Below are 12,411 nucleotides of genomic sequence, written 5' to 3' on the forward strand. Positions count from 1 at the left end.
AGTGCTGAACGGTAAATCGTTGGTATTACAACGTTTCGCCGTTACTTGCAATGACTTGCTTGTACCAGTCAAAGCTTTTCTTTTTGATGCGTTTAAGAGAGCCATTACCTTCATCGTCCTGATCGACGTATACAAAACCGTACCGTTTGGACATTTGCGACGTCGAAGCGCTGATCATATCGATGGGTCCCCAGGCCGTGTAACCGATCAGATCGACGCCATCATGGATGGCTTCACGCATTTGCTCGATATGTTTTTTCAGGTAATCGATGCGATAATCATCCTGAATGGTGCCGTCTTCTCGGATCGTATCGATGGCGCCTATGCCGTTTTCCGCAATGAACAAAGGTTTCTGATAGCGATCGTACAGATTGTTCAGCGCATACCGCAACCCTTTTGGATCGATCTGCCATCCCCATTCGTTTTGCTCGAGATATGGGTTTTTTACGCCGCCAATCAGATTGCCGCTTGCTTTTTCGTGCTGCTCTGCCGTGGCACTTGCATTGTTGGACATATAATAGCTGATCGCAATGTAATCGACGATGTTTTCGCGAAGGATCGCATCATCACCTGGCTCGGTTTGCAACACAACGCCTTTTTCTTCGAACATTCTTGCGGAATAAGAGGGATAGTACCCTCTAACTTGAACGTCACTGAAGAAAAAGGAGACACGTTCTTCATGTTGGGTTTCCAAGACGTCATCCGGATTACAGGTGTTTGGATATAATAACAGATAACTGATCATGGAGCCGACCATAGAACCGGGAATGATCTCATGCGCTGCTTTGACGGACAAAGCGCTTGCAAGAAATTGATGATGAGCTGCTTGATACTTGGCTTGTTCGAGATTAGGGTGGCCTTCCTCAATAATTCCTGCACTGACGAAAGGATGATGTTTGAGGCAGTTCATTTCGTTAAAGGTGATCCAATATTTCACTTTGTCTTTGTAGCGACGGAATACGGTTTCTGCAAAACGAACGAAAAAATCGATGCATTTGCGGTTGGTCCAACCGCCGTAAGCATTAACGAGATGTAATGGCATATCGTAATGCGTCAAGGAAACGACAGGTTCGATCTGGTGCTCAAGTAACTTGTCGAATACTTTGTCATAGAAAGCAAGCCCTAGTTCATTTGGCTCCAGTTCATCGCCGTTCGGAAAAATGCGGGTCCATGCGATGGACGTCCGGTAGGTGCTGAAACCCATCTCCGCAAAAAGCTCGATATCTTCTTCATAGCGATGGTAGAAATCATTACCGCGGCGTTTCGGATAGTTTTTTTGAATTGCTGGATCGAGAGCTTCCTGGACCTGACGATGTGTCATCATATGCCATTGGTCCAGCCAATATTTTTTATCCTGCTTGGAATCGAACGTAAATACGTCACTTACGGACAACCCCCGGCCATCCGCATCATAAGCGCCTTCTGTTTGCATGGCCGCAGCCGCTCCGCCCCACAGGAAATTTTTAGGGAAACCTTTTTTCACATGTTCCATGACTTGACCTCCGAAGTAGTATAAGTGATAGAATTTAGTAGTCTGAAGGATTCATGAACAATCCTCATAGGCTCATGCTAAACGCTGGAATGCATTCCAGGTCAAGCACAAATTTCGCGGGGTGGCTCACATGATCAACATCACAAAAATCGCAGAAATTGCCGGAGTTTCGAGAAGTACGGTTTCTCGCGTATTGAATAATCATCCTCACGTTAATGAAACGACCCGGGAACACGTGATGAAAATTATGAAGGAATTCGACTATATTCCGAACATCAATGCCGTTCAGCTAAAGGTAGGCCGAACCAAAATTATCGGTGTCATGACGCCGACGATCAACAATTATTACATGCAATATATCAATGGAATCGCTCTTGAAGGCAAGAAAGAGGGATATCAGGTTCTCATTTACCAAACGGACGAACAAGCTGACCAGGAGCAGGCAGCACTGGAATTGCTGCGCCAAAAAAAGGTAGACGGGCTGATCGTGTTAAGGCGGTTGATGAGCTGGAAAACGATCGAGAAATATACGGAATACGGACCGATTGTGACATGCGAACCTTTGAACAGCGGCAAAATACCTTCGGTATACATGGACCATTATGAAGGATTTCGATTGGGGATAGAGCATCTGGTAGAGAGAGGATATCACCATATCGCCTGTACGATCGGAAGGAAACATAGCACCAACAGCAAGCGAAGAATTCAGGCATACATGGATGTATTGGAGAAATACGGGTTACCGCATAAAGAAGAGTGGATGCTCTACGGCGTCCGCACGGTGGAAGACGGAATTGCGGCATTCAAGAAACTGGAGAGGCTTGCCGATAAACCCCATGCGATCGTAACCACCAACGATTTCGTTGCAAGTGGTATTCTATCTTCGGCACGTTCGAGCGGTTTTCGGGTGCCTGAAGATATCGCCGTGGTAGGATTTGAAGCTGACGAAAGTCAGGTGGCCGACGCCATGCAGCTCACGAATATCACGAATCCGCTCAAAAACATTGGACAGGACATGTTTCGGATTTTCATGAACAAGCTTCAGTGCAAGCCTTTCGAATATCGGAATTTGGAATTCCAATTGATTGTCCGTGAATCGACTTGAATGAAAGATTCAAGTCTCGAAAAGCCGCGATATCGCGGCTTTTTGCGTTGAATGACATGGGGCATGAATTCATACGGGCTGGGCCAACAAATAGTCTTGTCAAAAGTGTACCCGCATGATAAAGTTGATAACGATTATCAATATCATTAAAAAAGGGTGGATTCATTTGTTGAAACGGACAACTTCAATCTGGCTTATGCTTGTACTGGCCATGGTGTTAGTGCTGAGTGCATGCGGCCAAAAAGCGACTACAACGACCGAGACGACAACGAATGCGTCTGCGGGAGCGGACCGTTCGACCGATACAAGTTCTTCGGAGGCAACAGCGGTAACGGAAGAAGAAACGGTGACGTATCAGTCTGATGCGGGTGAGATACAAGTGCCTAAAAATCCGCAACGCATCGTTGATCTGACCGCATTCTCGACAGGTTATTTCGTTGCGCTGGATGCACCGGTCGTCGGAGCGCTCTCGGGCGCGATGAACAACAAATACATTAAAGATCAATTGGCCGGCCAAGGTACGACGGACCTGGGCGAGCAGCCGACAGCCGAGCAAATCGTCAGCCTGCAGCCGGACTTGATCATCGCTTATACAGGAACCGAGGGAATTGACCAATTATCCCAGATTGCTCCCGTCGTACAGCTCAAGTATGGTGCGCTAAACTACAAAGACCTCATGCTGGAGCTGGGCAAACTGACCAATCGGGAAGATGCGGCCAAAGCATGGGTCGCGAACTGGGAAGCCAAGATTAACGAACTGAAGCCGCAGGTGAAGGCCGCGGTAGGCGACCGCACGGTTTCGATCCTCAACCCGTATTCGAAGGGGCTATATGTATTTGGCCATAATTTCGGCCGCGGCGGGGAGATCATCTATGGGGAATTTGGCCTTAAAGCGCCAGCCAAGGCTCAAGCCGAAGCGATCGACAGCGGAACAGGCTGGGCTTCCATTTCAATGGAAGTGCTGCCGGAATACGCGGGTGACATCATCTTTACGAGTCCATGGTCGGGCGATACAAGTGATCCGCAGATTGTTTACGAGAACAAGATCTGGGCTAATCTGCCTGCGGTGAAGGCCGGACATGTATTCCAGCTTGACCCTACCTCGGACACGTACAATGATCCCATTTCTTTGGAAGGCCAGTTGAAGTTTATTACCGATAGCTTGCTTTCCGCCAAATAAATCCTTATCCGTCCATAACGTTTAACCATAAAAACGAGTATTCCTGAAAGGCTTCCTAGCGGCGGTTCAGGAGTACTCGTTTTATTTCACGTCTATTTAAATAGGATATAACGTTCGAAGAGAAGGGATACATCGAGAAATACAGAATATTTGAGGGTGTATGCTGGGAGCTTGCTTTGGGGTATTCGTCGTATCAGCGATTGTTACAAGTTATGATACAGGGAGGAAATGATCCGTGGTACTAGATGACGAAGCTTTTAAAAAGCTGATATCCACCAGAAATGTTGGGAAAGTCACGTATTGAATAGAAAAAAGGGAAGCAGAGAACGAAAAATGGATGAATGATTTATTGGTCAAAATGGGGCATAACTCGTCGAGAATCGAACATCATTGGAGATCGGTAACGAGGGAGTATGCCCATCAGATTCTTGAATTCATCTTTACCATGGAAATGACCCACAACCTGGCCATAAATTCTAAGCCGTTTGCGCACTCCATAAGCAACTGTTATCTGAATCAATTCGGACCAGAGGCAGAATTTTACACGAATGGACTGTTCGATACTTCTGACGGCTCTTTCAAACTCTATGCCTGGACGTCTATTACAGATGGCGAAACGTATACCTATGATACAGGGGTCATCGGGATCGATACAGAGCGAATTGGAATTCTTTGGGCGACCGATCCTATGTAGATAAAAGAAAAAAGGCCTTCCCTCTCAACGAATTGGAGTGATAAAGCCGCTATTTCGCGATGCGAACCTGAATCTCCGTCAAAAATTCATCGGTATGGATCGTTTCCCGGTTGTCGATTTCATAGATTTCGAAAGGGGCATCCAGCAATGTATATCCGTTTTCACTGGCATGGTCCATGACGTCCATGATCCGCTTTGCACTCTGAGTATAATCCCCTCGGTAACAAAGTGAAAGGTACTCCCCGGCGGGAAGCAGATCATCGTAGTCGCGGGCGTTTCGATCCAAAATGAAAAAGATGGAGTCGAACACCTCCTTCATGCCTGCCTGCAATTCCTCGACAGCCACGGATGCTCCGAATAATTGATTGCCAAAATCACGGATTTTGCTTTCATGCTTTTGATGCAGCTTTTTGATCGCCAAGTCCATTTCCTCATCCCTCGTGATCCGCATCTTTAGCTGTAAGCAAGGCCGATCGGGATAGGATTTGATCGTGAATACTCCAGTTTCAATGTTCTTTGCTGCAGACAAGACATGGATTCGTTCCTGGATAAGTTGTTGCTTGAAACGCAGCCTTTCGATCTGTTCGCTGATCAGCGCCTCCTCTGTATGGAACAACGAAAGCGTACTATCAATGCTTTGATGGTCCAAGTACTCTTTGATCTGCTGCATGGAGAAATCCAATTGGCGCAAATCGCGAATAATGTTCAATTTGTATATGTCATGCAAGCCATAGAGCCTATATCCATTGGTGTCCCGTCGTGGCTGGAGCACGCCCAATTTCTCGTAATAACGCAAGGAGTCCGCGCCGATTTGATACAGTTTGGATATTTCATTGATTTTAAAAACACTTTTCATGCCTCGATCCAATCCTTCTTCAATAAGTAATCAGTCAAAAAACAAACGATGGAACGCCAAATGGCTTTTTGCCTTGCGGAATTCGCCTGGCGAACATCCGACAATGCCGTGAAAGACTTTGATAAAATAACTGCTTCCCGAGAAGCCCACTTGTTGGGCAATTTCCTCAATGCTAAGATCGGTTTCGCGCAGCAATCGCACGGCATGGCCGAGCCGGATCTTGGTCAAATACTGCAGCGGGGACATTCCTATGGTTGCCGTAAATCTTCGAATAAAATGAAACTTGGACAAACCTGCCGCCTGCGCACAAACATCAACGCCTGGAATAACCGGATAATGCTCCTCCATCCAGGCCAAAGCCTTGCGAATCGCTTCCGGATGGTCGCCGTCTCCGTCTGTATGGCTGGTATAACGTCTCAATTCCATCATGAATCGGTAGACGGATGACGAAGCACGGAATGCATCCGATAGCTGACCATCCCTGGCATCGAGAAAGATATGCTCCAATGTATGGATTACCGAATGGTGACGCGGAATGGGAACGATCGGGCCGTACTTTTTTTTGACGGCATGCCAGTGGTCCTGCAGCCCTGTAGGACGAAACAGCAAAAAAAGGAATTCCCAGGATTCGTCACGGTCATCGAAGCGATAACAGTGATCGTCCGGGATTTCCACGAGCAATGCCGTCTCCTCCGGAACGAGGTACTCTTTGCTGCCTACACGGAGGCGTCCTTGTCCGGATAACGTATATTGAAAAAGAAAAAGGGGGCCGTCGGACCGCTTCAATCCGTCCCAGGAATAGAGGGGGGACGAGACCTGGTCGCGACCGACGGCATATAGTTCATAAAGGCCCATGGCTGCCGCTTCGGAAAAACGGAACCCGATCGTTGAATACTCAGGCTGATTCAATTTTGGTTTAGTCATCTTCTAAGTATATGGAAGTTTACGGTTCGAGTCTATACAATGCGGCTCCATGCGGAGCAATCTCGGCAGACAACGTCCCGTCATTGACGTTAACGTGCTGTCCTGTCCAAAGCTCTTTCGCGCCAGAGGAGCGGGTTACGCCGATTTGCTGCAATCGAACGGAGACGGTGGCCGCTTCGTCACCAACATTAAACAATGCGACGTACACGGAGCCGTCCGTATGATTGGCTTGCCATACAACCTTGTTATCCTCACGGGATACCTGGCGTGCGCCAAAGCCGTTTCTGTGCAGATCAAGCACGTCCCGGTTGGTCAAGAGGGATAGCGTCCAATCGTCGTTGTCCCGCATTTCTCCGCCAAACATGAGTGGCGAACGGAAAATGGACCACAAGGTCATCATCGTCAATTGTTCGTCCTTGGTAAACCGCGTCCACCGATCGCTGCCTCCGCCGTCCACGGAACGAATGCCGAGATGGCCGAGCGGCAGCATGTCGCAATCAGGCCACTGGCCTGGCTCCACATGTTCGGCCCACTTCTCGCAGCGTTCGAACATGCCGAGCAGCAGGGGCCACAGATCCCAGAAATCGTCGGTCATGCGCCACATGTTGGCATTGGCTTTGAATTCCTCGGCGTGCTCCAGAGGGGCTGGCCCCGGTGAAAGGCTGAGAACCATCTCTCTGCCGCTGCGGTCAATGGCTTTGCGAATCATTTCGATTTCAGGCAAATGGGCTTGATACAGGCGGGATGCAGCAATGTCATCCACTTTAACGAAGTCGACGCCCCAGGATGCATACAGTTCAAACAATGAATCGTAATAGGCCTGAGCACCTTCTTTGGCTGCATCTACGCCGTACATGTCCGTGTTCCAAGGGCAGATCGAATTCGGGTGGGCGATGTCCCGAGCCGTGGCCGAGGTGCCCAGAATCGGCGTTGCCGCATGGGCAGCTTGACGCGGGATGCCGCGCATGATGTGGATGCCGAACTTCAGGCCCAAACTGTGCACGTAATCCGCCAATGGTTTGAATCCTTTGCCCCCGGCGGCAGAAGGGAAGCGGTTAACGGCTGGCATCAGCCGAGAGTATTCGTCCATTTCCAAAGGCACAAACGGCCGATACTGCGAAGATATTGCTCCCGGTTCGTACCATTGGATATCGACGACCACGTATTCCCATCCATACGCCTTCAAGTGCTCTGCCATATACTCCGCATTTCCGCGAATCTCTTCTTCGCGCACGGCAGCACCATAACAATCCCAGCTATTCCAGCCCATAGGCGGGGTAAGTGCAAATTGGTGATGATTCATGTCCAGATCCCATCTTTCGTTGATAAAGTATGTTCTGGCTTCATTTTATGGGAACGAAGGATAAGGGACAATCATAAAGTATTGCTCAGGTTGTAAAATATTGCTGTTCTATTGGCGTGACGATCCACGTTGTAATGCCTGTAACGGGTTAGATAGGCTGAATCATGATATAATGGGCTGAAATGGAATAAATATGATGAACATCGAGACTACCAAAGGGTATGGAATGGAGGGAAACGTATGGACCACCGGCAGCTGCTTCCTTTGGTCGAACGGCTGGATGCGAGAGGCGTCCGTTACGCTTTAGGCGGCAGCGGATTACTGCGTTATCTGAACTTGATTCAAAGCGTAAACGATTGGGACTTGACGGTTGAATGCTCCAAAGTCGAGCTGCTGGAAGCCATCCATGGATTCGACTACAAAGAACAGCCGAGTGGAGACCCCCCGTTTGCCAGCGAATACCGATTGAGTTTGCCTTCATTGAACGTGGATATCATCGGGGGCTTTGCTATATATTCAGGCAAGGGTGTGGTTAAATTGCCCATCCGGCGTATGAGCGTCTGGGACGGAGTCCATGTTTCCCATCCGGAAGTCTGGTATGTTGCTTACAGATTAATGGATCGCGGAACGAAAGGCGATATGTTGTTTCAGTATTTGCAGTCCAATAAAAGGTTGGTCAATCAGGACCTCGTTCACGAGCTGCTTGCTGCCGATCATCTTGATCCGTTTTTGCGCAATGAGCTTAACGATTTGTCATTACCCGCAGAATGAGCATGACATGGAACAGGCGCTATCCTCATCATTGCAGCTTATTTATTTCCCTTTTACGACAGACATAAACGAAAGCCGGAGGGAAGTTGAGCGGAACGAATTCCACTTTATCGATGACAAATGTTTCGGTCAATTGCTTTTTCATTTGAAGCGAATACTGGAAAGCAATGAACTGCCCGCCAGGTTTCAGAGCCGAATGAATCTGTTCGACCAATGCATCCCTCAGTTTGCGCTCGAAATTGAAAAAGGGAAGTCCGCTAAAAATGCAGTCCAATTGCTCGACATTCGCTTGTTGGATCGTTTCCACCAGGTGGGTCGCATCGGCATGACAGGTGAAACGCGGATATTCGGCCTGCAAATTGTTTCGCATGGCCGCGTCCATTTCGAACAAAAACACCTTTGTCGCTTCGGTTGCCCGGGCTTGAATTTGGCGGGTGATTGCTCCCGTACCCGACCCAAGCTCCGCGGCGGCCTTCATATCATGCCATGGCGCATGTTTCACCATGGCGTTCGCCAAAAAACGGGAGCTCGGCATGAGGCTTCCGACCCGTTTCGGGCTTTGAATGAAGCTTCTCAAAAATATTAGATTTTCATTCAGAGTCAACGTTTCCACCTCCATTTCCGTTAACATTGCAAAAATAGAAGCGAAGCCAAGATATATGCTAACCAGCATACGTGCCTGCTGCAAAAAAGGTAATGGTCCAACATCACGCACTCGTGGTTGGAAGCAGGGCAATTTTTCGATGATCGGCTTCATGGCTATCTTAATGAACATAACTTAGGAACCACCGGGGATATTTCTAAAGAAATTCTAAAGAATTCGTTGCTATATAAACCGTACTAATTAATCACACCAGGCCACTGCGATTTATATAGCGATACGGAGTGGATATAAAGGCAACAAAAAAAACCTTGCCAACCTTCGTTGACAAGGAACGATTACAGAACCGTGAGAAGTCGCTTTATGGCGGCTTTTTTGGCGTTTTAGCACGTACGAAGAATGGAGGAAAGGAGGGCGTTTTATAGAAAAAAGGAATAGATCCGGTTTACAAATCGTAATAATTACGATAAACTAGCTTTTGCAAAACGTAATTATTACGATTAATAGGAGTGCCAGACATGATCTTATCCTCTTTGCGGGATGTTGTATTTGGCTATGGCCATGAACCGGTCATCGAACAACTCTCGCTAGACATTGCTGCCGGACGGTTCATCGGAATCACGGGGGCTAACGGAACTGCCAAAACGACCTTGCTCAAACTGATGCTTGGATTGCTCAAACCTTGGAGCGGTACGGTGTCGTTCAATAATGTGCGGGAAGACGGAACGAAGGTGATCGTGGGATACGTGCCGCAGCAAGTATCTTCCTTCAATGCCGGCTTCCCAAGCAGTGTCATCGAGCTGGTGCGTTCAGGTTGTTATGCGCGCTTGGGGTGTTTCGGCCGATTCAGCAAACATATGCATGACGTGGTTGAGCAAAGCTTACGGCAGGTCGGCATGTGGGAATACCGTCATCGCAAGGTCGGCGAGCTGTCGGGTGGCCAGAAACAACGCGTATGCATCGCACGGGCGCTTGCCCAGGAACCGGATGTACTCGTGCTGGACGAACCGGTGACCGGTTTGGATGCCAAGAGCCGGATCGAGCTGTATCGATTTTTGAAGGATAACGTGACAGCGCATGGGAAAACGGTAATTATGGTTACCCACGGCCTGGAGGAATTGGCACAGTATCTTGACACGGTCATCGAACTGGAAAGAAGGGAGGATGAGGGATGGCGATGTTTGGTTACGAATTCATGCAGCGTGCTTTCTGGGCAGGCGCAATGATCGGCATCATTGCCCCGATTCTGGGAGTGTATTTGATGCTGCGCCGACAAGCGCTGATGGCCGACACGCTCTCGCATGTCTCCCTTGCCGGCGTGGCGTTGGGATCGGCCTTGTCGCTTAATCCTTCGCTCAGCGGATTTGCCGTAGCGATCCTTGGAGGCATACTGATCGAGCAGCTTCGGCGCTCTTATCGCACCTACAGCGAGCTCCCGGTAGCGATTATCATGATCTCCGGCCTGGCACTCGCCGTTGTCCTGATGAGTCTTAAGCAAAATTGGAGCAAAAGCTTGAGTTCCTACTTGTTTGGTTCCATCGTTGCCGTAAACGACACCCAACTGCTGTTGATTGCTGCGGTGCTGCTTACAGGACTGGTGTACTTTATTATCTTAAGACGTCCGTTATACAACCTGACCTTTGACGAAGAGACAGCCACGATTTCGGGCGCAAAGGTGAAGCTGCTGTCCTTTTCCTTTGCCGTACTGACCGGCATGACCGTAGCGGCAGCGATGCCGGTTGTGGGCGTGCTTTTGGTGTCGGCATTGATCGTGCTGCCCGCCTCGCTTGCGTTAAGGATTGCGCCAGGGTTTGCAGCCGCGATACATATCGCGATTGGCACCGGTCTGGCCGGTATTTTTTCCGGTTTGAGCTTGTCCTACTACATCGACACACCGCCTGGCGGTACAATCGCATTGGTTTTGCTCGTTTTCCTGCTTGTCACGATGCTTTTCCAAAAGCTGCTGCAGCGCCGCAGCCGGCGAAGCGTGAAATATGCCAAAGAACGAATGAACAAAAGGAGTGCATGAATATGAAATTTTGGAATCGCAGTTTTATCTTTTTAGCTTTGTCGCTTGTATTGGTTCTGGCCGGATGCGGCACGAAATCGAACAGTGCGGGCTCTTCAGCATCCGATAACACAGCGTCTTCAACGACCGAAACATCCACTGACGATGCTGCACAGAAAAAGCTGGAGATCAAGACCAGCTTCTATCCGATGTACGAATTCACTCGTCACGTCGCCGGAGATTTGGCCAATGTCGAAAATTTGGTGCCAGCAGGCATGGAGCCGCATGATTGGGAGCCGACCGCACAGGACATGGCAAAGCTGACCGAAGCCGACGTGCTGGTATATAACGGTGCCGGTTTGGAAAGCTGGGTAGGCCAAGCATTGGATAGCGCCACAGGCTCGAATCTGAAAGCCATTGAAGCAAGCCAAGGAATCGACATTATGGAAGGCTCGGAAGAAGAAGGCCATTCTCATTCTCACGGCGATGAGGCTCATGCCGATGATCATGATCACGACCATGGAGAGGAAGCGCATTCCGAAGAAGAGCATGACCATGAACATGGCGAGCATGCACATGAGGAACACTCGCATGATGAAAGCGGGCATGTTCACAATCACGGCGGTCTGGACCCTCACGTATGGTTGTCGCCGCAGCTGGCGATTCAAGAGGTTCGTAATATTGAAAAAGGATTATCCGAAGTTGCCCCGGAATACAAAGAACAGTTTAAAGCCAATGCCGATGCATACGTCACCGAACTCGAAGCGCTGGACAACGAATTTACGGAAGGTTTGAAGGATAGCAAACGCAAAGATTTCATTACGCAGCACGCAGCCTTTGGTTATTTGGCCAAACAATACGGGTTGACGCAGGTACCGATCGCTGGATTGTCCCCCGATCAGGAGCCATCTCCGGCCCAAATGGCAGACATCGTGCAGTTTGCCAAGGAGAACAACGTTAAAACGATCTTCTTCGAAACACTGGTCTCTTCCAAAGTGGCCGACACGATCGCTAAAGAGATCGGAGCGAAAACAGATGTTTTGAATCCCATTGAGGGACTTACGGAAGAAGAGCTTGCCGCAGGAAACGACTATGTGCGCGTGATGCGCAGCAACCTTGAAGCATTAAAAACAGCATTGAACGAATAGCGATACGTTGCAAACACGAATCCATGTATACAAATCCAATAAACGAGAACGCGTTGACTTTTGTGGTCAACGTCTTTTTGTGCACTGCATATCATGAATTCCATCACAAATTGGACACAATTTCCAAATGGGTATAGCTACGTCGAGCTATATGGGAAAGAGGCAAATGTTTGTACACTAAACACAGTTTGTTGTTATCGATGACGTTGTAATCCTTTCGTGGCAATGACGAAATCCATGATGAAAGGAGGGAAATTCCATTCCAAAAGCAGCCGGATCAACGCGTTCGCTGTTCTTGTTTGATGAAAAGCTGTTATTTCGATGGCTTG

The 12,411-nt window shown here is 48.7% G+C and carries 12 protein-coding genes; 7 read left to right on the top strand and 5 right to left on the bottom strand.

The annotated features are described in order from the left end of the window. Positions 1–25: 25 nt before the first annotated feature. A complete protein-coding gene (locus tag L6H98_RS06910) occupies positions 26–1,492 on the bottom strand; it encodes a glycoside hydrolase family 1 protein (RefSeq protein ID WP_236413883.1) in 1,467 nt (488 codons plus the stop codon). Positions 1,493–1,622: 130 nt separating this feature from the next. Between L6H98_RS06910 and L6H98_RS06915 the strand changes: the two genes are divergently transcribed. The 3 genes from L6H98_RS06915 to L6H98_RS06925 all read left to right on the top strand — a co-directional run bounded on the left by L6H98_RS06915 (position 1,623) and on the right by L6H98_RS06925 (position 4,471). Further along, complete coding sequence (locus L6H98_RS06915; RefSeq protein WP_236413885.1) at positions 1,623–2,597, top strand: LacI family DNA-binding transcriptional regulator; 975 nt, start codon at positions 1,623–1,625, stop codon at positions 2,595–2,597. A gap of 166 nt (positions 2,598–2,763) precedes the next feature. Next, positions 2,764–3,777 (top strand): ABC transporter substrate-binding protein, encoded by a 1,014-nt coding sequence (locus L6H98_RS06920; protein ID WP_236413886.1) that lies wholly within the window; start codon positions 2,764–2,766, stop codon positions 3,775–3,777. Between the two features lie 337 nt (positions 3,778–4,114). Next, positions 4,115–4,471, top strand: a complete 357-nt coding sequence (locus L6H98_RS06925) for a hypothetical protein (RefSeq protein WP_236413887.1) — start codon at positions 4,115–4,117, stop codon at positions 4,469–4,471. 49 nt (positions 4,472–4,520) lie between these two features. Here the strand turns inward: L6H98_RS06925 and L6H98_RS06930 are convergent, their stop codons facing one another. The 3 genes from L6H98_RS06930 to L6H98_RS06940 are packed head-to-tail and all read right to left on the bottom strand — an operon-like array spanning position 4,521 to position 7,554. Then, a complete protein-coding gene (locus L6H98_RS06930) occupies positions 4,521–5,327 on the bottom strand; it encodes a MerR family transcriptional regulator (RefSeq protein WP_236413888.1) in 807 nt (268 codons plus the stop codon). Positions 5,328–5,357: 30 nt separating this feature from the next. Then, entirely contained in the window at positions 5,358–6,236 is an 879-nt protein-coding gene (locus L6H98_RS06935) for an AraC family transcriptional regulator (RefSeq protein WP_236413889.1), read from the bottom strand. Positions 6,237–6,270: 34 nt separating this feature from the next. Continuing rightward, the gene (locus L6H98_RS06940) at positions 6,271–7,554 is read right to left on the bottom strand and encodes a glycoside hydrolase family 27 protein (RefSeq protein WP_236413890.1); all 1,284 of its coding nucleotides are present in this window, start codon (positions 7,552–7,554) and stop codon (positions 6,271–6,273) included. 240 nt (positions 7,555–7,794) lie between these two features. Between L6H98_RS06940 and L6H98_RS06945 the strand changes: the two genes are divergently transcribed. Continuing rightward, positions 7,795–8,325, top strand: coding sequence for a hypothetical protein (locus L6H98_RS06945; protein ID WP_236413891.1), 531 nt, complete (start codon positions 7,795–7,797; stop codon positions 8,323–8,325). A 28-nt stretch (positions 8,326–8,353) separates the two neighbouring features. Here L6H98_RS06945 and L6H98_RS06950 read toward each other — a convergent pair whose 3' ends face one another. Then, positions 8,354–8,929 carry a methyltransferase domain-containing protein gene (locus tag L6H98_RS06950; RefSeq protein ID WP_236413892.1) on the bottom strand — a complete coding sequence of 192 codons (576 nt, stop codon included), beginning with the start codon at positions 8,927–8,929 and terminating at the stop codon, positions 8,354–8,356. 515 nt (positions 8,930–9,444) lie between these two features. Between L6H98_RS06950 and L6H98_RS06955 the strand changes: the two genes are divergently transcribed. From L6H98_RS06955 to L6H98_RS06965, 3 genes are read left to right on the top strand one after another with little or no spacing between them, the layout of a single operon-like run. Then, on the top strand, positions 9,445–10,152 hold the full coding sequence (locus L6H98_RS06955; protein WP_236413893.1) for a metal ABC transporter ATP-binding protein: 708 nt from the start codon (positions 9,445–9,447) through the stop codon (positions 10,150–10,152). Next, positions 10,098–10,955, top strand: a complete 858-nt coding sequence (locus tag L6H98_RS06960; protein ID WP_236413894.1) for a metal ABC transporter permease — start codon at positions 10,098–10,100, stop codon at positions 10,953–10,955. The genes L6H98_RS06955 and L6H98_RS06960 overlap by 55 nt, the downstream gene beginning before the upstream one ends. Before the next feature lie 2 nt (positions 10,956–10,957). Further along, positions 10,958–12,082: a metal ABC transporter substrate-binding protein gene (locus tag L6H98_RS06965; RefSeq protein ID WP_236413896.1), complete on the top strand. Its 1,125-nt coding sequence runs from the start codon at positions 10,958–10,960 to the stop codon at positions 12,080–12,082. Positions 12,083–12,411: the final 329 nt, after the last annotated feature.

It is taken from the genome of Paenibacillus sp. JJ-223 (assembly GCF_927798175.1).
Classification (GTDB): Bacteria; Bacillota; Bacilli; order Paenibacillales; family Paenibacillaceae; genus Paenibacillus; species Paenibacillus hubeiensis.

Bases quoted from the DNA above. Each gene is read 5' to 3' on its own strand.
- L6H98_RS06910 (WP_236413883.1), bottom strand. From the start codon at position 1,492: ATGGAACATGTGAAAAAAGGTTTCCCTAAAAATTTCCTGTGGGGCGGA.
- L6H98_RS06915 (WP_236413885.1), top strand. From the start codon at position 1,623: ATGATCAACATCACAAAAATCGCAGAAATTGCCGGAGTTTCGAGAAGT.
- L6H98_RS06925 (WP_236413887.1), top strand. From the start codon at position 4,115: ATGAATGATTTATTGGTCAAAATGGGGCATAACTCGTCGAGAATCGAA.
- L6H98_RS06930 (WP_236413888.1), bottom strand. From the start codon at position 5,327: ATGAAAAGTGTTTTTAAAATCAATGAAATATCCAAACTGTATCAAATC.
- L6H98_RS06940 (WP_236413890.1), bottom strand. From the start codon at position 7,554: ATGAATCATCACCAATTTGCACTTACCCCGCCTATGGGCTGGAATAGC.
- L6H98_RS06945 (WP_236413891.1), top strand. From the start codon at position 7,795: ATGGACCACCGGCAGCTGCTTCCTTTGGTCGAACGGCTGGATGCGAGA.
- L6H98_RS06955 (WP_236413893.1), top strand. From the start codon at position 9,445: ATGATCTTATCCTCTTTGCGGGATGTTGTATTTGGCTATGGCCATGAA.
- L6H98_RS06960 (WP_236413894.1), top strand. From the start codon at position 10,098: ATGGCGATGTTTGGTTACGAATTCATGCAGCGTGCTTTCTGGGCAGGC.
- L6H98_RS06965 (WP_236413896.1), top strand. From the start codon at position 10,958: ATGAAATTTTGGAATCGCAGTTTTATCTTTTTAGCTTTGTCGCTTGTA.